Source organism: Mesorhizobium sp. WSM3626 (assembly GCF_000513935.1).
GTDB classification, from domain to species: Bacteria; Pseudomonadota; Alphaproteobacteria; order Rhizobiales; family Rhizobiaceae; genus Mesorhizobium; species Mesorhizobium salmacidum.
Genome location: NZ_AZUY01000046.1, coordinates 30,246 through 51,151 on the forward strand (window position 1 = coordinate 30,246; position 20,906 = coordinate 51,151).

At 63.6% G+C, this 20,906-nt stretch carries 16 protein-coding genes, 1 tRNA gene and 6 pseudogenes; 9 read left to right on the top strand and 14 right to left on the bottom strand.

Annotated elements, in window-relative coordinates:
- Nucleotides 1–330: 330 nt before the first annotated feature.
- Complete coding sequence (locus tag M653_RS01000000133445; protein WP_051442793.1) at nucleotides 331–1,044, bottom strand: DsbA family protein; 714 nt, start codon at nucleotides 1,042–1,044, stop codon at nucleotides 331–333.
- A 936-nt stretch (nucleotides 1,045–1,980) separates the two neighbouring features.
- Here M653_RS01000000133445 and M653_RS1000000137825 point away from each other — a divergent pair.
- Entirely contained in the window at nucleotides 1,981–2,241 is a 261-nt protein-coding gene (locus M653_RS1000000137825; RefSeq protein WP_245262324.1) for a hypothetical protein, read from the top strand.
- Nucleotides 2,242–2,507: 266 nt separating this feature from the next.
- Here the strand turns inward: M653_RS1000000137825 and M653_RS1000000137830 are convergent.
- Nucleotides 2,508–2,627 (bottom strand): annotated as a pseudogene (locus tag M653_RS1000000137830) (GntR family transcriptional regulator); the annotation flags it as partial.
- A gap of 122 nt (nucleotides 2,628–2,749) precedes the next feature.
- Between M653_RS1000000137830 and M653_RS1000000138140 the strand changes: the two are divergent.
- The 5 genes and pseudogenes from M653_RS1000000138140 (at nucleotide 2,750) to M653_RS01000000133455 (ending at nucleotide 6,005) form a co-directional block, all read left to right on the top strand.
- Nucleotides 2,750–2,872, top strand: coding sequence for a hypothetical protein (locus M653_RS1000000138140; RefSeq protein WP_280940118.1), 123 nt, complete (start codon nucleotides 2,750–2,752; stop codon nucleotides 2,870–2,872).
- Nucleotides 2,873–3,040: 168 nt separating this feature from the next.
- Nucleotides 3,041–3,943: a dihydrodipicolinate synthase family protein gene (locus M653_RS0125180; protein ID WP_027145817.1), complete on the top strand. Its 903-nt coding sequence runs from the start codon at nucleotides 3,041–3,043 to the stop codon at nucleotides 3,941–3,943.
- A 579-nt stretch (nucleotides 3,944–4,522) separates the two neighbouring features.
- Nucleotides 4,523–4,720, top strand: coding sequence for an FMN-binding negative transcriptional regulator (locus M653_RS1000000138145; RefSeq protein ID WP_280940119.1), 198 nt, complete (start codon nucleotides 4,523–4,525; stop codon nucleotides 4,718–4,720).
- Nucleotides 4,662–5,017, top strand: a pseudogene (locus M653_RS1000000134690) (FMN-binding negative transcriptional regulator). Before M653_RS1000000138145 ends, M653_RS1000000134690 begins: the two are co-directional and overlap by 59 nt.
- 154 nt (nucleotides 5,018–5,171) lie before the next feature.
- The gene (locus tag M653_RS01000000133455) at nucleotides 5,172–6,005 is read left to right on the top strand and encodes a serine protease (protein WP_051442794.1); all 834 of its coding nucleotides are present in this window, start codon (nucleotides 5,172–5,174) and stop codon (nucleotides 6,003–6,005) included.
- A 211-nt stretch (nucleotides 6,006–6,216) separates the two neighbouring features.
- Here M653_RS01000000133455 and fni read toward each other — a convergent pair whose 3' ends face one another.
- From fni to M653_RS0125230, 9 genes and pseudogenes are all read right to left on the bottom strand, one after another.
- A complete protein-coding gene (gene fni, locus M653_RS0125195; RefSeq protein ID WP_027145819.1) occupies nucleotides 6,217–7,266 on the bottom strand; it encodes a type 2 isopentenyl-diphosphate Delta-isomerase in 1,050 nt (349 codons plus the stop codon).
- Nucleotides 7,267–7,359: 93 nt separating this feature from the next.
- Nucleotides 7,360–8,232, bottom strand: a pseudogene (locus M653_RS1000000136050) (hypothetical protein); the annotation flags it as partial.
- Complete coding sequence (locus M653_RS0125200; protein ID WP_027145820.1) at nucleotides 8,229–9,779, bottom strand: hypothetical protein; 1,551 nt, start codon at nucleotides 9,777–9,779, stop codon at nucleotides 8,229–8,231. The gene M653_RS0125200 and the pseudogene M653_RS1000000136050, both read right to left, overlap by 4 nt.
- Nucleotides 9,780–9,996: 217 nt before the next feature.
- Nucleotides 9,997–11,004 carry a polyprenyl synthetase family protein gene (locus tag M653_RS0125205; RefSeq protein WP_198028832.1) on the bottom strand — a complete coding sequence of 336 codons (1,008 nt, stop codon included), beginning with the start codon at nucleotides 11,002–11,004 and terminating at the stop codon, nucleotides 9,997–9,999.
- Nucleotides 11,005–11,146: 142 nt separating this feature from the next.
- Entirely contained in the window at nucleotides 11,147–12,490 is a 1,344-nt protein-coding gene (locus M653_RS0125210; protein ID WP_027145822.1) for a cytochrome P450, read from the bottom strand.
- Nucleotides 12,490–13,326 carry an SDR family oxidoreductase gene (locus tag M653_RS0125215; protein ID WP_027145823.1) on the bottom strand — a complete coding sequence of 279 codons (837 nt, stop codon included), beginning with the start codon at nucleotides 13,324–13,326 and terminating at the stop codon, nucleotides 12,490–12,492. Before M653_RS0125215 ends, M653_RS0125210 begins: the two co-directional genes overlap by 1 nt.
- Nucleotides 13,313–13,624: a ferredoxin gene (locus tag M653_RS0125220; protein WP_027145824.1), complete on the bottom strand. Its 312-nt coding sequence runs from the start codon at nucleotides 13,622–13,624 to the stop codon at nucleotides 13,313–13,315. The genes M653_RS0125215 and M653_RS0125220 overlap by 14 nt, the downstream gene beginning before the upstream one ends.
- Before the next feature lies 1 nt (nucleotide 13,625).
- Nucleotides 13,626–14,918, bottom strand: a complete 1,293-nt coding sequence (locus M653_RS0125225) for a cytochrome P450 (protein ID WP_027145825.1) — start codon at nucleotides 14,916–14,918, stop codon at nucleotides 13,626–13,628.
- 94 nt (nucleotides 14,919–15,012) lie between these two features.
- Complete coding sequence (locus M653_RS0125230) at nucleotides 15,013–16,215, bottom strand: cytochrome P450 (RefSeq protein ID WP_027145826.1); 1,203 nt, start codon at nucleotides 16,213–16,215, stop codon at nucleotides 15,013–15,015.
- 26 nt (nucleotides 16,216–16,241) lie between these two features.
- Between M653_RS0125230 and M653_RS01000000133460 the strand changes: the two genes are divergently transcribed.
- Nucleotides 16,242–16,556: a transposase gene (locus M653_RS01000000133460; RefSeq protein WP_156938265.1), complete on the top strand. Its 315-nt coding sequence runs from the start codon at nucleotides 16,242–16,244 to the stop codon at nucleotides 16,554–16,556.
- A 1,300-nt stretch (nucleotides 16,557–17,856) separates the two neighbouring features.
- On the opposite strand, the pseudogene M653_RS1000000136055 reads toward M653_RS01000000133460, so the two are convergent.
- A pseudogene (locus M653_RS1000000136055) lies at nucleotides 17,857–18,192 on the bottom strand (ISNCY family transposase); the annotation flags it as partial.
- Nucleotides 18,193–18,965: 773 nt separating this feature from the next.
- Nucleotides 18,966–19,128: pseudogene (locus M653_RS1000000136935) on the bottom strand (ISNCY family transposase); the annotation flags it as partial.
- A 114-nt stretch (nucleotides 19,129–19,242) separates the two neighbouring features.
- Between M653_RS1000000136935 and M653_RS0125255 the strand changes: the two are divergent.
- Entirely contained in the window at nucleotides 19,243–20,376 is a 1,134-nt protein-coding gene (locus tag M653_RS0125255) for a cytochrome P450 (protein WP_245262322.1), read from the top strand.
- A 170-nt stretch (nucleotides 20,377–20,546) separates the two neighbouring features.
- A tRNA-Arg gene (locus M653_RS0125260) sits at nucleotides 20,547–20,623 on the top strand.
- 38 nt (nucleotides 20,624–20,661) lie between these two features.
- Here M653_RS0125260 and M653_RS0125265 read toward each other — a convergent pair.
- A pseudogene (locus M653_RS0125265) lies at nucleotides 20,662–20,906 on the bottom strand (integrase); the annotation flags it as partial.

Consider the following 20,906-nt stretch of genomic DNA (forward strand, 5'->3'; position numbering starts at 1 on the left):
TCCTGCCGAAGGGAACCTTTTCAGTAAGGTCGACAAACATTGTAAGGACCGGAACTCCGGACGACGCTCTGCGCATCGCGGTCAACCTCGAGAAAGAGGCAAGCATGCCGCATGACGCTAGCGAGCTAGCCGAGCGCTACGGCTGGGTATCGCGCCCGAGCTGTGCGGTCCCGTTCGAAGACTTTGAGGAAAGCGCCGCTGAATGCGGGATGCACGCTGCCGATGGAACGGCGTGGTGCGCCCACTACCGCGTTGCCGGGCCACATAAGCGATCTGGCCCGGCGAGAGCACCCATGTCCACAGAACGGGATGCGCCGGCCGTCACCACTGTCAAAAAATGGCGAAGTGGTGATCCGGCACGGTATCGACGCTTAGCTTTTCCCGCGCTTTGGCGATTAAGCTTTCCAACGTGGAAATTTCGGGCACCCCTTCGATCACTTCCTCGCCGAGAACCAAGGCCGGCGTGCCGGTGATGTACAGTTCCGTGGCAAGCGTGCGATTGCGCTGGAGGGTGTCTTCGATGGCGGGATCTTCCATGTCCCGCTTGAGCTTCTCAACGTCCAGGCCCACCTGTCGTGCGATAGTCAAAATGGAGAATTCGCTGACCTGGCCGCGAGCAGCCATAAGGGCGTGATGAAACGGCTCATATTTTCCCTGTTTGCGGGAGGCGAGCGCCGCCACGGCGGCGAATTTGGAACCCGGTGCCTTGCCCGGATACTCTTTGTAGACAACCTTCAGCTTGGGATCGTTCTTGAGGGCTTGCTGGATGATAGGGTCTCCCGCCCGGCAGTGCGGACAATTGTAGTCCAAAAACATCACCAGAGGGACGTCACCATTCGGGTTGCCAGCAGTTGGCGCAGAGGGATCGTTGAAGAGTGCGTCGCGCCGCTCCGGAATGAGCTTCGGCCAATCCGCCTCGAGCAGGCGACGGTTTTCGCGCTGGCGCAGGAAGTCTGGAACAGGCGGATGAGATTGCGCTGCAAGCCCGACAAGAAGCAGGGCCAGGATTAAAACAACGGTACTGGCGGCTCTTGGTTCAGGCATGGATCTGGCTCCAACCAACAGTGAACGGCAGGGCAGCAAAGAGGGGTTGCGGGCCGCGGGACTCGCGCTTCTGTTTGCAGGTCACAAAAATCAACATACTGTCTCCTGAATCGAGGTGGGCTCCTCCCTCCCCGGCATCTCCGGTCGCTGCGCTCCGGTCGAAGGTTGCTCACAAGGTCGCAGCAAGCTCCGTGCCAATTGCGACAGCGCCGACAAACGGCAGGTTTCCGGGATTCATAAGGGCCTCTCGCGCCGCGCTTTTGCGGATTCCAGCACTCGTCGGCGAATACCCGCCCATTCAACTCGGCGACGGGCGACGGGACCGGCGGCGGGATCCCCGCCACCCTGCCCTGTCCGCTCATTCATCGGTTGGCGGCGCAAACAGCGGCACGGCGCCCCACAACCAAGCCAAAACCTCGATTTCGGCTCGAGTTCCCGGACCAAGCTTGTACGTCTCGTTCAGGACGCTCTGGCGTGCGGCGACACCGCGGCGCCTGGCGTCGATGTTTCACACGACGTTGGGCGCTGGCCACGTCTTTTCCGGCGGCGCGAAGCTGCGTGACCCCGTGTCCAAAAGCTGACAGCGACAGACAAAATGTCAGGTTCACTACAACACCTCTGGGCACTGTGGAGGTTTTGACGGCAAATCGCGCTTGCTGGGCGCTGAGGTGCTGGCACGGTCTTTGTAAGTTGAGAGGTGGCAACACGGAACGAGGGTGACTGCGCCCAAATGCGCAAGAGAAGCGATGCGCTCCTCCCTTGGACCCGTGTACCCCCTCTGAGAGGGAAACAAGACCCACAAAAGTCGCGCAAGGGTGGCAACAGCCTTGGTCGCAACATGAAGACAATGAGCCGCAAGCATACGCCATCGGTTACGGTGGCGCAGTACTTTATTGCACAATTTTTACGACAGAATAAATAGAAAGAAAAACAGAAATGAGCGCGGAAGGAAAAAAGAAGCGTGGTATCGCTGGCGTTTCAAACGCACGCAATATTGCATTCCGCTATGGTGGTCGCCCTTCAAATCTTAGTTTGGCGATAGGGCACACGACCCATCCGCGTCTAGGTGGCTCGCTGTTCCTTAATGCTATGATCCTCGGGCAAATGCTCCCAGGATTCAATCCGAGCGAACGAATGTTGAAGGCTGCCGACGCTTGTATCGAGGTGTGCCCCGTTCTTGGTGCGCCTTTCCTGTGAAGGAAGCGGAGAAACCGCAGGAACTGGAAAATCCGAGGGAGCCAGGTCGCCGTAACGGAAATCAGCCAGGGCTGAAGCACTTTGGGCCTCGGAGGAATAGCCTTTAGTCGCTTTCCGTAACTGGACAACTGCCCCCTTGGATGGTGCTCGGGGGATCGCTTGGTGCCAAGCTGATCTATGGATGCTGGCATGGCGCGGGGACGCGCGCCCTGGCGCAGGTCCACAAATCCTTCAGCTGCCAATTGTTCGTAGGCAGCCGTTACCGTCGTTCGGGAGACGTCAAGTTCGGCAGCAAGACCCCGCGACGACGGGAGCAAGGCATTTTTGCCATAGACACCCTTGACGATCTGGTCCTTAAGCGCCTCATAGATCTGCCTGGCGCCCATTCCACCAGCGCGACTTTTCTTTCAAGCTTCGGACAACTGGACCATTAAAAATCTCCGCAACTGGGTGTGTTTAGGTATCCAGCTTGCAGCTATTTACAGCGAAGGCCAGAAGGAAATAGATCGTGATCAGAAGCAACGAAGAACTCGATCATCCGACAAACCAGATCGACCATGGGGAGGCAGACCTCGGCTTCGCAACACGCGCAATTCACCACGGCTATGATCCGAGAGGCTTTGACTGGTGATTTTCGGTAGGCGGCCGACGCCCGACGGTTTCTATCGGCCTGGCCTGACAGGAACCGACTGATGCTGGATTCGATCCAGGAACGAGTCGTGCCCGCAAATAAGCCTGCCGAGCGAATACGGCCTATGAGTTTGCCGTTTTTCGCATCGAACCAGGGGAGTACGCAAGAGTGACGATTCCACGCGGCTTGTCCGCCTTTCCGATCACCCCGAGTTCCAGCAACGGCAATGTCGATGAGATTGGCCTGCAGAAGCTGGTGGCACGTCTGGTCGAGGCGCGTGTCGAGTCCATCGGGCTCCTGGGCAGCACCGGCACATACATGTATTTAACACGGCAAGAGCGCCGCCGTGCCCTGGAAACTGCAGTGGGCGAAGCTGGCGCGCGGACGCCTATAGTGGTCGGGATAGGGGCGCTGCGGACAGACGATGCCGTGAAGCTGGCGCAGGACGCGAAAGCTATCGGCGCGGCAGCTGGATTGCTGGCGGCGGTATCCTATACCAGCCTAACCGATGACGAAGTATTTGGACATTTCTCCACTGTGGCGCTCGAAACTGGCCTGCCGATTTTAATCTACGACAATCCTGGCACGACCCATTTTCGGTTTACTCCAGAGCTTGTCGGTCGGCTTGCAGCAGTACCTGGTATTGTCGGCATCAAGAACCCAGCCGGCGATCGCGATGAGACAACGCGCCATCTGGCTGAACAGCGCGCCGTCGTCCCGGTGACCTTTTCCATCGGCTATAGCGGAGACTGGCACGCGACCGAAGCCATGATCGCCGGAGCTGACACCTGGCACAGTGTGCTGGGCGGCCTGTTTCCCAGACCGTGCCAACAGATCGTAATCGCAGCCCGGCAAGGCAACGCCGAGGAAGCGCGCCGGATCGATGCCATGCTGGCGCCGCTTTGGAGTCTGTTCAGGCAATTCTCCAGCTTGCGGGTGGTTTACGCTCTCGCCGACATGATCGGGATCTGCCGGGCAGAGCCACCGCGCCCGATCTTGCCCCTGCCCGACGCAGCAAGACATCAAATAGCGGAGACGCTCAAATGCCTCCCTGATGAAGTCACAGGGTAGCTCCGCGGAGCGCTCATGAGCCTCTGATTAAGATACGGCCGGGACTGGACTGCATGGATTTCATCAAACTGGCCCTTCTGTATGGTCCACGGATTATGCAAGATCCTTCCAAGTGAGGCTTGACGAACCATGTCGGCTCCAAGACGTGGCATGAGTGAACCTATTGACGTTTCCTCTGCAGGCGCCGCCGAAGCGCTTGCGTACAAGACCTGGCTCTGCAGGCTGTGCGGTTTCATTTGCGACGAACGCGACGGCAGACCAGAGGAAGGCATCCCACTTGGCACCCGCTGAGAAGAGGTTGCTGATGACCGGATCTGCCCCGATTGCGGGGCAGCCAATTTCGACATGGTCGAGATCTGAATAGGAACTGCCGATTGCTTAGCAACGCGAACTTCTTCTGCGCCATTTATTGCCAAGGAACTCCATGCACGTCCCGCCACATTTCGCCGAGTCAAGCACCGAGGTGCTGCATAGTCTCATCGAGAAAACCCGTTTGGTAGTCTTATTACAAACGGCAAGAACTGACTTGACGCCAACCACCTTCCTTTCGAACTGAGTAAGGAGCAAGGGCATCTTGGAGTGTTGCACTCCCACGTGGCACGAGCCAATCCGATCTGGCAGGACCTCGCAACCGGCGACGAAGTGTTGGTCATCTTCCGCCAAGCACACGCCTACATCTCGCCCAACTGGTATCCCAGCAAGCACGATTTCCACAAACATGGTTCCGACTTGGAATTACCTCGTCGCGCACGCCTATGGGCATGCCACCATCCATGACGACGAACGCTATGTCCGAGGTATGGTTGCCCGGCTGACAGGACTCAGGAGGCCGAGCAGACAGTGCCCTGGAAGATGACCGACAGTCCGAAAGAGTTCATCCACACTTTGCTCAAGGCAATCGTCGGCATCGAGATTGAGATCACCAGGCTCTTCGGCAAATCCAAGCTCAGTCAGAACAAAGAGGAACGCGACATTCGCAATGCCGGCGAGACGTTGAAAGCCCGAGGCGAGGCTGTGATGGGTGAGGCCAGGCTCGTAGCTGCAGCCGCCAAAGCTGAAGGCACTCAAATATAGTCCCTTGTGCATGCGCGACAGAGATCCGGCATGAGTTGTGCTGGTCCTGGCCGAAGTGCCGGGATGGCAAGCAGGAGGGCGTATGTAGCATTTCAACCTGCCCGTACGGCACTCGGCCGTACATATGTAAAGCCAAATAGTAAGAGGAAAACTGATGCGACCAATCACCCGTCCTACCCTGTGCGCGCTCGCTATCCTTGTTGGGGGACAACACGCCCATGCTCGAGATATAACGGGCGAGTCACCGCCGGAGACCACGACTTTTTTTAGTAAGAAAATCGTGGGTGGCGAGCCGACCAAGATCCGACAGCATCCTTGGCAGGTCGCACTCTATCTTGACGGGAGTTTCCAGTGCGGTGGATCGGCGATCGCAGAGAATTGGATCGTCACAGCGGCGCACTGTTTGGCGGATGAAACAGACGACGTAAAGGTCCAGGTCAAGGCAGGCGCTGACAATTACTATGATGGCGTTTCGATCGAGGCAACGAATTTTGTTGTTCACGAAGACTATGACCCGAAGACATATGAACATGACGTGGCGCTGGTGCGGGTGGACAGTACGCGACCCGCAGCAGTCATCCCCCTTGCTACCGCCAGTACGCAAATTGCTATTGGCGAGAACCTTACTGTGACGGGTTGGGGAGACACGCAAGAAAGCAAAGAATCAGACGACGGAGAACCATCAAACCAGCTCCTAAAGGGCACCGTCCCGTACGTAGACAACGAAACGTGCAATGGTCCGGAGGCATATAATGGGGAGATCCTTGCTGGGATGATCTGCGCCGGAAGTGCCAGCGGCGGGACCGATGCTTGCCAAGGGGACAGTGGAGGTCCTCTGACCAAAGGCAATAACCCAGAGAACGCCATCTTGGTTGGAATTGTATCCTTTGGGGATGGTTGCGGACGGGCCCTGAAGTACGGTGTGTATACGCGCGTGTCGTCTGAGCGCGAGTGGATTATGAAAGTGATGTCAAGATTCGGTGACTGAGGCGGCGAGTCGGGATGCGTGCAGGATGGAAAGTTCGCGTTGCCGCGTCTAGCTGCCGGTCAGCATCCCGACCGCGCCTTCGGTGTTGGCCAGTTGTGGAAGCGAATCGGCCAAATCGCTCGCCGCCCGCGTCGTCTTGCGCCAGGCCGAACTCGTCCAGCAACTCGGCCAGCGATAGGGTGCCCGCTGCCACGGGCGGGCGACGCCAGCATCAACCGGCGGGCAGATGCGCCGAGGACAACAAGCGCGCCTGACGCAACGCCGCCAGATCGGCCGAGCCGGTGCAGAAGCAGGCAACGGCCAACTGGCGGATGACGATCTCGAAATGCGCGACGACCGCCTCGGTGGACACTGTCGCCGCGCTCAGCACGCCGGCCGCTTGCCCCGCGATGTCCGCGCCCAGGCGGATGGCCTTGGCCACGTCAACGCCGTCGCGGATCCCGCCCGACGCGATCAGCTTCACAGTTGGCAGCGCCCGACGTACCGCCTTCACGCTGGCCGGGGTCGGAATCCCCCAATCGGCGAACGCCATCGCCACTGCACGGTCGGTGGCACCGCGGGCACGCTCGCCCTCCACCGCGGCCCAACTGGTGCCGCCAGCGCCGGCGACATCGATCACCGTCACGCCCGCCTCGACGAGCGCACAGGCCACCGAGGCGGACAGGGCCGACCCCACTTCCTTGGCCACGATCGGCACGCCCACACTGCGCGCGGCGCGAGCGATCTGCGCCAGGATGCCGCGCCAGTCGCGGTCGCCCTCCGGCTGTACCGCTTCCTGTAGCGGATTGAGATGGACGATGAGCCCATCGGCCTCCAGCGCATCCACCGCCCGGCACGCCAGGTCCAGGCCGTCGGTCTCCCGCAGTTGCGCGGCGCCGATATTGGCCAGCAAGGGAATGTCTGGGGCCAGACGGCGCACCGCGTGCGTCAGCCCCCGGGAGTCGCGGGATTGCAGGCTTACGCGCTGCGAACCGACGCACATGGCGATGCCCAAGGCTTGCGCTGCCTCGCTCAGATGCCGGTTGATGGCCTCCGCGCGTGGCATGCCGCCGGTCATGGAGCTGATCAGCAGCGGCGCACGCATGGTCTTGCCCAGCAGCGAAGCGCGCAGATCGATCTGCGTCAGGTCCAACTCGGGCAATGCGCAGTGTTCGAAACGGATATACTCCCAGCCGGCGGCGACCGTGGCCCGCGCCGTTCGCTGATCCAGCACGATGTCCAAATGGTCCTCCTTGCGCCGGCTCAGGGCGGTGTCGCTCATGCTGGCTCCATCCGTCGAATCGGGGACCGACGGCAGCGCGCGCACACCGCCGCCTCCCGCGCGTTCAGGTCGGCGCACGCTAGCCTCCCCCGCAGCGTCGCTGCGGTAGCGGCTCGTCGAGGTCTGATAGTACTGCGCGCGGATGCCCGTCATGGCCTCGATCAACGGTCCCCATGGCTCGGGAAAGCGTTCTTCCGCCATGACCTGGTGCAGCATGCGCGTTTGGCCGGCCAGCTCGTCGTTGAGGAACTCCAGCACAGGCATGGCCGGGTAGCGCTGCAGCAGCAGGATCGCCGCGTTGTCGGCCTCGCCGGCCGACCTGTCTTTGTCGCGTCCATGCAGATCGTTCTGCAGGCGCCCTATCGCGGAGATGAGCCGCAGGACCTGGCGAAACGCGGGACGCGCGCGCAAGGTCGCCATGTCCAGCCCCCACAGCAACGACAGGCAACAGAGCACGTTCGCGTAGGCGATCGAATCGATGCCGTTGTGCAGGTACTCGGCGTAGGACCAGCGTTCCGCCCCTGCCGCCTGCGCCTGTCCGGCGCGCAGCGCCGCACAGTAAGACCGGGTATCGTCGAGAAGCTGAGCATAGTCGCGACGATCGTATGCGAGCGCGGCCAGCGAATCGCGCAGGACAGCGCAGCTCTCGAATCCGGGCAGCGCGCACGGCACGCCCTTCCCCAGCGCCTGCTCCACGGCGGTGAGCTGCTCCTGCGCGATCAGGCCCCGGTCGTTGCAGTCGTCAAGCCAGAACAGCAGCGCCAATTCGCGATAAAACGCCACGATCAGCGTTTCGTCCCGCGGATCGCGGCCGGTGCGGGCGCTGGTGTCGCGCAGGCTCGGGTGGATGCGCTGCAGGATGTACTGGCCGCCCGTGACCGCTTCTACGGCATGCTCGTCGGCGAACCCGGTCAGGGGATGCCCCCACTCCAGCACCTGCTGCAGAGCGCGTTCGGTCTGGATCATGGCGCCGTTCCTGCTCCCTCGGCCAGGACGCGCCGCCCCCAACGGAGCGCCAGCCACAACCCGGCGAGTTCGGCCACGCGCACCACCCGGGTGGGGCAATACAGTTCCTTGCCGATCCACAGCGGCGCCCGCGGCAATATATGCGCCGCATGGCGGGCCAGCATCCACTTCAGCGCACGCGCCCCCGCCTGCGCGATGCGCCGGCGCCCTGTCCGCTCTTCGCCCCCGTCCATCACGTGCAACGCGAACAGCGCATAGGCGGTTTCCTCGAATGTGGACGCGCGACCGGCGCCCCAGCCGCCGTCGTCGCGCTGAGCCTGCAGCAGTGCCGACAGCGCGCGCTCGTCGCGCCACCGGGGCTTGCCTTGCGCAAGCGCAGCGACCGCATGCGCGGTGGGATACAGCCACGAAACGTGCCATTTTTCGTTGTCCCAGAGACCGTGCGCGTTGCGATTGGCCTCGACGTAGGCGCTGGTGCCGCCAGAGGGCTTTCCCAACAGTCGCAACGCATGCAGGGCATGGATGTTGGTCGACACCGAGGCATTGCGCTCGTCGGGGAAGGTGACGAATAGCTCGCCGGTTTCGAATTGGCGCAATGCATCGACCGCCGGGTCGCGGCCTGCAAGGCGCAGGACGCCCAACGCAATGGCGGTGTCGTCAGCATCGGCCGCGAAGTGCAAGGCCGGGCCCAGACCGCGCACGCCCAAGCGAGCGTCGAGCTGAGCGACGATCACGCGCACCGCCTCGGCGAGCGTGGGATGCGCGAACAGCCCGGCCAGATGCAGGGTGTACAGCGACCAGCACGGCTCGAACACATTGATCGGCCAGACACCGGGAACGACACCTTCGATCCCGCTGCCGGTCGCCCGCGATGCCGCCTGCAGATACGCGTCGGCGCGCCCGACCTGCGGCGTGCTCCCCTGTGTCACGGCGTGCGCACGCCACGCGGCAGTGGCCGCCGGACTGATGCCGATGCTGCCGTCGTCATCCGGGCATGCGGTGGTCGGCGAGGTCCCCCAGGCTTCCCAGGAGTGCAGCAACGGATGGCCGCTCGGCAAGGTCGCCACCGCCCCCAGCTTGACCATGCGCACTTGCCGCAACGGCAACAGCGCCGCGTGGCGCGGAAAGGCCACGCCGCCCAGCAAGGATGCGGCCTCGCCGCACAACTGCGGCAGGATCAGCTCCGCGCCGATCGGCGCGTCTTCCGGCACCGCGTGCGCATAGGGATCGGGCTGGCGCTCGAGGAATCGGGTTGCAGCCTGGACTGCATCGGCAGCGCCGGGAAGAGGATCGGCACGCTGCAATGCCAGCAACGCCGCCCACGTGGGCGCATGGCGAAACAGCGGGAAGTCCGCGCTTCCCCATCCGCCATCGGCCTGTTGCTGCGCAATGAGCCACGCGTATGCGTCCTGCCGACCGGTGACGTTGCCGTGGAACTGCAGAGCTCGCGCCGTGTCGTAGACGGACGGACCGACGCCGCCGCCGTCGCCCATCTCGCTCAGCAGGTGGCGCAATTCGGAAAGGATCTGTTCGGACAGCGCGTTCACGCGGACGTTCCTTCTGCAGCCGGTTGACGAGAATCAGGATCGGGCAGACGCCGGTCCGCCGCATAGGGTTGCTGCGCGTAACGCGCCGCGTGGGCCGTGGCCGTGCTGCCCACCTGCTGCAATCGGCGCCGCGGACTCGAACACGGTGCAGCAGCATCCACCGCTGCGCTCAGCCGATCGCAGCGGCACACGGACGACTCCAAGCGGATGAGCGCGCTCATGCGCATGGCGCGTGCTTCAACAGATACGCATTGGCCCGCTGCAGCATCTGCGCCAACCGTTCCGCACGCGGCCCCAGCGGGACGATGGCCTCGCCGGCGTCGTGCAACAAATCAAGCGCGAACTGCCGCGCTGCCTGCAGTCCCATGATCGACGCGCAGGTCGGCTTCCGGGCGGCCGCGTCCTTGCCGGGGGTCTTGCCCAGCGTCGCGGCGTCCGCTGTCGCGTCGAGAATGTCGTCGACCACCTGCAACGCCAGCCCGAAACAGGCGCCATAGCGATCGAGCGCACAGTACAGCGCAGCGTGTGCGGCATCTTCCGCGATGGCGCATAGCGCGCCCATGCGGACGGACGCGCGCACTAGCGCTCCGCTCTTCATCCGGTGCATCGCCACGATTGTGTCCAGCTCGACGTGCTTTCCAACCAGCGACAAATCCATGGCCTGCCCGCCTGCGGCACCCTCGGCGGACACCGCCTGCGCCAGTTCGCGCACGAGCGCGATACGGTTGTCGCCCGGCGCATCCAGGCTCGCCAGGGTCAGGAAAGCGTGCGCCTGCAGCGCATCGCCGACCAGGATCGCAGTGGCTTCGCCGAACTTGACGTGCACGGTTGGAAGGCCGCGGCGAAGCACGTCGTCATCCATCGCGGGCAGGTCGTCGTGAACCAGGGTACAGGCGTGCATCATCTCGATGGCGGCGCCTACGTCGTCGAGCATGTGCGCCGGCGTGTCGACCAGTGCGCCGGCAGCCAGACAGAGCAAGGCGCGGGTGCGCTTCCCGCCATGCAAGGTGGCGTAGCGCATCGCCGCCATCAGTTCGGTCCCACCGTCCTCTTCGGCGCAGAGAAGACGCGCCAACGCCTGTTCGATGCGCTTTGCGCCGTCCTGCGTCCATATCTCCGGCAGCAGCCTGCCGGATGCGCCGGACGCCTGCGCACCGAATCTGCCGAGCGCGGAAACGCCAGTTCGGTCGTCATGTAGCGTGGAACCGGTCTGCACGTTGTTCATGTCCTTGTACCTGACAGGGGACGGCCACGGCGAGCGGCAGCCGCCGTGGTGTTGCCGGGGTCGCACCGAGCGCGCGCAAGGTGCAGCAATGCCGTGCGTCGCCGGCGCCGCTGCCTCGCCAGACGGGGCATGCGATGCCAGCTCATGAGAATCCAATGCGGGTTTTCATGGACGGATGTGCGGTCGGGTAATAGCGCCGGCCCTTTTCGACGCCGCTCAGCAACCGCGGACGCACCCCAGCCTTATGCATGGTTAGCGCCAAGGCGATGCAGAACTGCACCATTTCCAGCCATACCAGGTGGTAGCCGATGCAGACGTGGGGGCCGGTACCGAACTGCAGCATGTCCACCGGCTGGATCGGCTCCGTGCGTTGCAGCCACCGCTCCAGGCGGAACTGATCAGGCGCCTCGTGCAGCAGCGCCGAGGTCGAGAAATGCAGCAGCGGGATGCATAGATCGGTGCCCGCGGGAATGCGCCGCTGGCCGAGTTGCAATTCCTGTAGCGCGCGGCGCGGCAGGAGCGTGATCGCCGGATGTACGCGCAGCGTCTCGCGGAACAGCGCCTCGGCCACCGGACACTGCGCCAGGTCCGCGTGCCGGGTCGGCACCGCGCCCACGCGTTGCGCCTCGTCGACCAAGGCGTCCCACAGCACAGGCCGCCGCGCCAGCTCGATCACCAACCAGGCCATCGTCGAGGCGGTGGTGTCGTGACCGGCAAGCAGCAGCACGCGGATATTGGCGACCAGGACGTCATCACAAAGCGCACCGTCACTGCCATCGAAGCCGCTCACCATGTCGTTAATCACCCCGGTGCGCGCGGCATGCGCGCGCGCGTCGCGGACGAACTGGCGCAACTGCGCGTCGATCCAGTCGCGGGCGGCGCGACCGCGTCGCAAGGGCAGTCCGGGCAGGTCAACCGGGGGCGCGACGACCAGCTGCAGCAGTTGCCGGTACTTGCGATGCCATCCCGGCAAGTCCTGCGCGGGGATTCCCATGAGGCTGAAGATGAGCTTGAGCATCAGGTCGCCGGTTTCAGGCAGGATGATTACCTCGCGGCGGTGGCGCCACGCCTGCACCCGCGCCAGGATGACGGGCGCGAACAGGTCGCCGATGCCAGACTGGGTCAGCCCCTTGGGAAGGAACGCCGCCTTGATCGCATCGCGCGCCTGCCGGTGCGCGCCGCCGTCCTGGGCGACCAACGTTCCGCCAAGCAATTCGGGCGCGATCTCTTCGATCAGCGCCGAGGACACGTCCTTGTGCCGGAGCAGTGCGAACGCATCAGGATCCATGCAGGTCATCAGGTGTCCGGCAGGGCCGAAATTCAGCCAGAAGTGGCTGCCCAGCGTCCGTTCCGCGCGCCGCAGCAGGCGCGGCAGGTCGCAGGCAATGGCGGGAAGATGCCCGACCAGGGGGAAGGCGCCGGGCACGACCGGGATGTCGTACCGCAGCCGGTGCCGACGGTTCAGCGGGTTGAGCAGCATATTCATCAGCCGCGCGCCGCTTCGACAGTGTCGCCGGCAGCCCGCGCGTCGGGGCTGTTGCCGCCATCGGCGTATGTCGGCACATGCGCCAGCATGCCGCCGTCGATGCACACGACCTGGCCGGTGATGAACGCAGCAGAGTCGGAGAGCAGGAACGTCACCAGCGCGGCCACGTCCTCGGGGCGGCCGACGCGCGGCAGGAGCTGGTGGCGGTGCAGATGCCGTTGCATGCATTCGTCCAGCTTGGCTAGGAGACGCTCGGTCATGATGAGACCCGGCGCAACCGCGTTGCAGCGGATCTGCGCATGGCCGTACTGGGTGGCGAGCGAGGCCGACAGCATGTTCATCGCCGCCTTCGACGCGGCGTAGGACGTCTGCGCGGTGTCACCGCTGAGCCCCTGGCACGACGACATGTTGACGATCGCGCCACCGCCGCGGGCGATCATCCGTGGGATGGCCTGCCGGCAGCAGAGCAGCGTGCCGCGCAGATTGGTCGCCATGGTCTGATCCCAGACCGCCAGGTCCAGGTCGAGGACCGCGCGGTCGCGCGGGGTCAGATGCATGGCGCTCGCGTTGTTCACCAGCAGGTCGACCCCACCGAAGTGCCGCTCCGCCGTCTCGAACAGCGCTGCCACCGCCTGCGCATCTGCAATGTCCATGGCCAGCTCCAGCGCGTGGCCCGCTTCGGCCGCGATTTGCGCGGTGCAGGCGATGGCCGCCGAACCATCAATGTCGGCCACCACCACTCTGCCGCCCTCGCGCGCGATGGCGAGGGCGCACGCCTTCCCGATGCCGGCGCCGGCGCCGGTCACCACGGCAACCTTGCCGTCAAACCGTCCCATCGGGTCCTCCTGGATTGCGTTGATCTTCCGCGGCAGGCCGCCCGGCCTCCGCCAGAGGCAGAGGCGCAGGCTTGGTGCTGGCGCGCTCGTTATTGCCAGCGTCGCTTTCGATGACCCGAATGGCGGCGACCGGGCACTGGCTGGCCGCGAGCCGCACGGCGGCGTGCAGCGCCTGCGGGACGGTCGCCACGCACACTTCGGCCACGCCGTCCGGTTCGCGCTGGCGAAAGGTGCCCGGCAGTGTCAGCACGCACTGCCCGGTGGTTCCGCACAGATCCTGGTCGACCACGACGCGCATCTCAGCCCCCCGCCTGCGCATTCAGCCGCACCGGCAGCGCGCGAAATGTCCTAAGGAACGCGGAGGGCTCCCGGGTCGGCTGCTCGGCCAATGCCAGTGTGGGGAAGCGCGCCTGGATCCGCGGCAGGCTCTCGGCCAACTGCACCCGGGCCAGTTGCGCACCGAGGCAGAAGTGGATGCCGTGGCCGAAGCTTAGCATGATCTTCCCCTCGGTCGACATGCCCGGACTGGTGCCGTAGAACCGCGCGGGATCGAAGCGGTCCGGATCGGCGAAGGCGTCCGGGTCGCGATTGCCGGCCGCGATCAGCACGCGCACGTCCGCGTTCTTCGGGATCACCACGCCGCCCAGTTCGATGTCGCGCTGGGCGATACGTGGAATGGAGCTGAACATGGCGGGCGCGTCGCAGCGCAGGACCTCTTCGACGAATGCCTCCACCCCCACGGCGTCTCCCTGCAGCCAGTGCCGCTGTTCGGGATACGCCAGCATCGCCAGGATCGCATGGTCGATGGTGGCAGCAGTGGTGGCGAAGCCGCCCAGCAGCATGCCCCACAGCATGCTGATCAACTCCGCATCAGACAGCGTGTCGGTGTCGTGGTCGTGGGCGCCGACCAGCGTCGACACGATGTCGTGGCGAGGATCGGTGCGCTTGCGCTCTACGAGGTCGCCGAAGTAGGCCTGCACCGTGGCGCTGGCCTCGTCCGCGGCGGCGAGCTGGGGATCGCTGGCGTGCGGCCTCAGGCCTTCCAGAATGGCGCCGATCCCTGCGGCGAACCCGAACATGTCGTCCTGGGGCATGCCGAACAATTCGGCGAAGACCAGCATAGGCAAGGCCAGCGCGAATTCCTGATGCAGGTCCACCGCCTCCCCTCGCTCCAGCGCGGGCGCCATGCCGTCCAGGCGCGCTGCGACGATGCGCGCGATGCTCGGCCGCAGGTTGTCGATCTGGAGCATGGTGAAATCGCGCGAGATCAGCCGGCGCAGACGTGTATGCGTCGGTGGTTCCTTCATCGCTAGCGTGGACGCCAGTAGCTTCAGCGACAGGCTGGTCGCCGCACGCGGGAAATAACGCGCCAGTTCGCCTGGCGCCGGTCCCCGAAACGCATCGCCCGTAGCCTTCAGCGCCCAGCAGATGTCGGCGTGGCGGCTCAACAAAAAGAGGCCCGACGCCGCGCGGTGCACCGGATCGTGCTCGCGCAACCACCGCATGAACGGATACGGGTCGTGGATGCACGCTGGCGACGCCAGTTCGGCGAAGGCGTCCCGGCATGCCACCGTGGTTTCTTGCACGTCCATCTTGGTTACCTGTTGGCTGGCTGATCTGACCGGCGCGCGCCAGGCGCGCCGGCAAATTGCGGAGAAGATCGCAATTCCCCGCGGCGTCCGGGCATCACCAGAGCACCGGGAACTCCTCGAACCCGCCAGTGATGATCTGCTTGCGCAACTTTAGTTCTTCGGGGGCGACGGCCAGGCGCAGCGCGGGAAAGCGCTGGAAGATCGAACCGAACACCACCTTGAGTTCCAGCCTGGCCAGCGCCATGCCGATGCAGTTGTGCGGCCCGTGGGAGAACGCCAGGTGCGGAGTTTCGTCGCGTCCGATGTCGAAGATTTCCGGGTCGTCGAAATGGCGCGGATCAAACGACGTCGCCGGCAGGCCGACCAGCACCTTGCTCTCCGCGGGAATATGGACGCCTGCGATGGTCACGTCGGTCCTCGGATAGCGCATGATGCCGTCCCAGCCCGCACCCGGCGGGTACATGCGCATGATTTCCTCCACCGCCTTGTCGACCAGGGATGGATCGCCGACCAGGCGTTCGCGCTGTTGCGGATGGCGGAACATGGCCAGCAGGCCGAATTCGATCTGCGCGAGAGTGCTCTCGTGCCCGGCCACCAGCATGCCCGCCGCCAGGCCGATCGCCTCTTCCTCGGTCGCTTTGCCCTGGTCGACCGCCGCAAGCAAATCCGTCAGCAGGTTGTCGCCCGGATCCTGACGCTTCTCCCGTATCTTGCCGCGAATGTAGGCGCGCAGTTCTTCCCAGGCCAGGCGCGACGCGCTACGCGGGCCGCTTTCATGCTGGTGCGTCATCACCTCGTCGGACAGCCCGGCGAAAAAGGCGTGATCCTCGTAGAGCACGCCCATCAGTGCACTGATGACCATGGCCGGAAGCGGAAAGGAGAGATGGCGCCGCAGGTCGGCGGGCTGGGGCTGGGCCGCCAGCGTCTCAAACAACTGCGCGGCGATCGCCTCGACCTTCTGCGCGAGCAGCTTCATCCTGCGGTTGCTGAAGGCCGGCGACACGATCGAGCGTAACCGGGCATGCTCGCCCCCCTCGTGTGAGACCAGCCACCCCGGCGAACCGAGAATCACCGAATCCGGGGTGAATCCCGCCGGCGGCATTCCCGCGGGCCGGAACGCCGCGTCGGACAGCACTGCCTTGGCCTCGTCGTAGCCTGTCACCCACCAGCCTTCGTGCCCGGACGGGAAGCGCACGCGGTGGATCGGGCCATTGGCGCGTAGCGCCAACATCTCGGGCGAGGGCTCGATGTGATCTACGCGCCACATCGGCAAAGTCGGCAAGGGTTGTTCGGACATGGTGGCGCTTCACTCTCTGCCTCTACCTGCGACGATGCTTCCGCTTTCGTCGATCCTCCATTGCCGGCGCCCATCTCGGTCTCGCGTCCAAGCGCTATGAATCCGGCGTGGTCACTCGAAAGGTCCGCGTTTCGAAGCCCGGCGACGAGCTCACGCGAACCCTCCAATATGAAGCCTCCAATGTTATCCTCACGCGACAGATCGGCTTCTCTTCTCTGAACGGCTTCAAGGGCGCCGGCTCCAAGAAGGCAAAGGTCGCGGTGGCGCGCAACTTCGCCGTCATCCTGCACGGAATGTGCAAGACGAAGGAGCCGTTCCGCTACGCGGATGCTGCAGCCTGAGGACGAGCTTCGCCGTCCTACCCCAACTCCTTTTCCCGAGAGGTGTCCTGCCGGGACGCCGCGCGGATGAGCTTGCACCCTGGCATGCGGGCCAACGGAACCCGCGAACACCACTTCGACCCACCCGTTCCGACGCAAACACGCGACGACGCTTGCGATCGACCCCGGAGAGAACTCTGAGCCCGGCACGCGCTGCATCAATTGCGAGAAAGGAGCGCATTGACAGAGGCGATTAGAGAACCCCCTGGGGCATGATCGCGGTCGGCCGCGGGACCATCTGGGTCCGGCTCGCACCAAGGGATATAATGCGTCAAGCACGGCACATAGCGAGGACTGCACGGCGAACGGTTCAATGTGTGTCCCGGCTGCCTGTTCCAGGTGTTCGAAGGCGAACTAACATTTGATGCGGCTTGGGCTGAGGCCAAAGCCGTGAGGAGGAAAGCTGCTGCTGCAAGGGCGCGTGTCATGGATATTCTCGTGTATGGGGGATGGGACTGTCGTTTCGCCGTACTGAGATAGCTACCTGTAGTTGGCGTGTAATGTCACAGCTGTAAGAGCAAGAGCCATGCCAGAGGCGCAGCAGTCGGTTCTTGTTGAATTCCATCACGTCTCGAGGTGAGCGGGCAACGTTGGTTTGTCGAATTCCTTACAAAATGGACGGACCGAATACATCCGAGGCACAGGCAGTGCCCGGCATCAGCGGGAATCAGCAAAGGTCCCCTTGCGTCGAGAGCCGACAAATCGCCCCGCTCCAAGCACCGGACAAGATGGTAGACAAGATGGTCTCCAAGCACGTGCATCGCGCTCGACCGGTTACCACGGCTCGTGACGTACCCGAGGGAGGCGGACACGCACCTAGCGGACCCCGCGGCAAAACTCCCGGCTATCAATGGGCCGACGCTGCTCGTCTACATCGAAGGCGCGACCGGCAAGCTGCTGCACCTTCGCTTTGCGGTTGCCTGAGCTCGGCGCGGGCGACAATTCTTGCTGATCGCTTCGTGCCTTGCTGGCCCGCTATGGCCGCCCGGACAAAGTTCGCTGCCACCCGTCCCGCGGGGCCTTCGTGCCGGCGGCGAGCCATGCAGGACGGCATCCCCTTCCCTATCGAACTTTCCGACGGGCTCGCGCTGTTCGGGTCGACGCTATCGCCGACGAGAAGGACGTCACAGCCTGCCCGTCAACGGCTTTGCCATCGGCGCGATGTAGAGGTGAAACCGTTCTTTTGGGTTCCTTTCGTGAGGATCTCAAAGCGGTCCTGGTCCGTGCACAGCCCTCTCCACCGCAAGGATCGGCGCGTCGCCTGCCGGGCACCCGACAGCAGTATCCGATTGATCTGCAACCAAGTCTCAGACCGGATGGCGCTGATCGTCTTTTGCAGCACCGACTTCTGCGGGCTCCAGGACAACGGAACCGGCAAAGGCGCGCGAACGAGGCTGAATCCTTGAGGCGGAAGGCCAACTCCTGGTAGCTCCAGTTGCCGATTCAGCAGAGCGCAGCGTAGCGCAACTGCTTCACCGGGCGGGCCCCGCCGCCCGGTGGCCTTGACCCCCGACCCGCACCAAATCGCGAGCCATCAAGCCAAGCTAATCGCGATACTCATCCAGCCATCGCGACATCGCTTCAACTCGGGACCGATCTCGGGCGCGGCGAAAAGATCGAGTAAGCTGACTTAGACGGTGCGTTCTTGACGCGTTGTCGGCTCCGGCGTGGGCAGGGATTTGGAATCAGAGGCATGATGCAAAACTACCTGAAGCCGCCGGGCCTTGCTTGCGCAAAGCTACGACTCGCTCAAACTTTGCCGTTCATGGACGGAAACTAGCTAAGGACAAGCAGCAGCTTCAAGAGAAGGATAGAGGCTTCGTCTTTCATCCGTCTGGCTTGCCAAGTCGGGGCGAGACGCAATCTGATTTCCGGCGGACCACGGCACCGGGTCCATCTCGAACGCCATGCTCGCCTGGACGGCAGGAGGGCAGCACCTTCGATCCAAAGCCGATGCAGAACGGAATCTGCGAAGCCTTGAACGGCCGCAGCGGGACGAGCGAGCGAACGAGATACTCTCAGTCTGAAACTCGATCACGCTCGATCAGTGATCGCTAGATGGGTCGCCGGATGCAGCGAGCGGCGCCAGCATTCTGCGCTCGGATCACACCTGCGGCCGCATGTAGCCACGCTAACAGCAACACACGGCTGCGCAACTCGACGGCCCCGCGATCGCCTGTTGCTCAGCCCCGCTCTCACACGCCCAATTCCGCGTCCGATTGACGACAATCTGTGTTCAAGTTCAGATCCAGACATCCCAAGGGTTAGGATCAAGCCGGCCGGGGCGATACCTCCGATTTAGGGTCGCTGCTCACAAGCCTTTTGGTGGCATGCCAATTGCATATTCATAGCCATGATACGTTTTCCGAGACGGCTGCCGTTGACGACGATAGCGGCATGGTCTTCGAACAGGATGACCAACTTCTCGCCGGCCGGTACCGGCTCGCCGTCCAGCACGCGCCGCTCGGCTTTGTCGGATGATGCGTTCGACCAACGGCCGATAGTAATGGACCTGGAGCTGCCACAGTGCGATGGAAAAGGAGTTGTTGGCATGCGCGTAGAAAACCATCATCGCGATGTGATCGGTGTGTCGGTCGCTCCCAAGCAACTTGAGATTCTGTCTTCTGCGATTCTGCAGCAGGGGGGAATGGCGCGAGTGTCGCTGCCAGGCGATGTGGTAACCTGGGCGGCAGGCGGTCACCAGACGCTCAGGCGGGTACTTTCCGACCAGCGTTTCAACAGGGACTGGCGACAGTGGCGGGCGCTGCAGGACGGCGAGATTCCCGAGGATCATCCGCTGATCGGGATGTGCAAAGTGGACAACATGGTCACGGCGCATGGCGCCGATCACCGGCGCTTGCGTGGCCTGCTGTCCAGGAGCTTCGCGCCCACTCGTATGGCCTTGCTGGCGCCACGGATCGAACAATGCGTCGATCGGCTCCTGGCCAAGATGGCGCAGCGCGGCGGCAGTGCCGATCTGATGTGCGAGTTCGCCGTTCCGCTGCCCACCATCGTAATCGCCGAACTTTTCGGTTTGCCGGAGGAACAGCGCGAGGAGATCGTCGAGCTCACCTACAGCCTGGCCAACACCTCAGCCACAGCCGCAGAGGTGCGACAGACGCGGCAGCGCATCCCGGAGTTCTTCCGTCGCCTGATCGCGCTCAAGCGGGGGCAGCCCGGCGACGATCTGGCTTCGGCCCTGATCGTCGCGCGCGACAACGGCGAGATCGTTTCCGACACCGAGCTCATCGACATGCTGTTCATGGTTCTCTCCGCGGGCTTCGTGACCACTACCGGCGTCATTGGCAATGGCGTGCTGGCATTACTCACACATCCGCAGCAACTGCACCTGGTGCGCAGCGGCAAAGTTCCGTGGTCACAGGCGATCGAGGAGATCCTGCGCTGGGGCAGCGCAGTGGCCAATCTGCCGTTCCGCTATGCCACCCAGGACGTGGAGATCGACGGATGCAGGGTCCGCCGCGGCGACGCCGTCCTGATGGTGTTCCATGCGGCGAACCGGGACGAAAAGGCCTTCGGTCCCGGCGCCGACAGATTCGATGTCACCCGGGGGCACAACCCGCACCTGTCCTTCGGCGAGGGGCCGCATGTCTGCATGGGCGCCGCGCTGGCGCGCCTGGAATTGGGCTGCGCCTTCCCCGCGCTGTTCGGGCGGCTGGAGGATCTTGCGCTGACCATCGCCGCGGAGGATGTCGTCTATATGCCGTCTTACGTCATTCGCTGCCCGCAGCGCCTGCCGGTCACCTTCCGCCCGGCAGTTTAGAAACGTCCTGCGGTCACGGCCGAAATTCTCCGCATAGGAAATCTGGCGGCGCTTGGTCTCTTTCGGTTCCTCGACACGGAGGGCAAGTCCTTCCTTTTCGGCGTAGGCGCCCTGGACGCATTGACTGCGGCCAGTGCCAAGTATTTCAGCCGGCCCGTGGGCCGGCCGACGGTCCCGTAGCTCAGCTGGACAGAGCACCGGCCTTCTAAGCCGATGGTCACAGGTTCGAATCCTGTCGGGATCGCCATAATTTCAGGGGTCCGTTCCGGACACATGGGTTACGGTTTATACCGGAGACATGGGTAACACTTTTGGCCCGAACGGGTTTTGGAGTGGTTCGAGCCTGCATGTCTCATCGTCGAAATATCCCAAATCATAGTCCATGAAGCTGGCCAACCAGATGTGATCCTCGACCTGTTTGATGCCGAGGGTCTGGCCGGCAAAGACGAGGCTGAGATTGATCTTCTTTCTGTTATAGCAGATGCGGCCGCAGGTGGTGACGATGACGGCCTTGTCGTGAAACGGATAAT

Coding starts and splice junctions, on each gene's coding strand:
- M653_RS01000000133445 (WP_051442793.1), bottom strand. CDS start 1,044: ATGCCTGAACCAAGAGCCGCCAGTACCGTTGTTTTAATCCTGGCCCTG.
- M653_RS1000000137825 (WP_245262324.1), top strand. CDS start 1,981: ATGAGCGCGGAAGGAAAAAAGAAGCGTGGTATCGCTGGCGTTTCAAAC.
- M653_RS01000000133455 (WP_051442794.1), top strand. CDS start 5,172: ATGCGACCAATCACCCGTCCTACCCTGTGCGCGCTCGCTATCCTTGTT.
- fni (WP_027145819.1), bottom strand. CDS start 7,266: ATGAGCGACACCGCCCTGAGCCGGCGCAAGGAGGACCATTTGGACATC.
- M653_RS0125205 (WP_198028832.1), bottom strand. CDS start 11,004: ATGAACAACGTGCAGACCGGTTCCACGCTACATGACGACCGAACTGGC.
- M653_RS0125210 (WP_027145822.1), bottom strand. CDS start 12,490: ATGAATATGCTGCTCAACCCGCTGAACCGTCGGCACCGGCTGCGGTAC.
- M653_RS0125215 (WP_027145823.1), bottom strand. CDS start 13,326: ATGGGACGGTTTGACGGCAAGGTTGCCGTGGTGACCGGCGCCGGCGCC.
- M653_RS0125220 (WP_027145824.1), bottom strand. CDS start 13,624: ATGCGCGTCGTGGTCGACCAGGATCTGTGCGGAACCACCGGGCAGTGC.
- M653_RS0125225 (WP_027145825.1), bottom strand. CDS start 14,918: ATGGACGTGCAAGAAACCACGGTGGCATGCCGGGACGCCTTCGCCGAA.
- M653_RS0125230 (WP_027145826.1), bottom strand. CDS start 16,215: ATGTCCGAACAACCCTTGCCGACTTTGCCGATGTGGCGCGTAGATCAC.
- M653_RS0125255 (WP_245262322.1), top strand. CDS start 19,243: ATGGCGCGAGTGTCGCTGCCAGGCGATGTGGTAACCTGGGCGGCAGGC.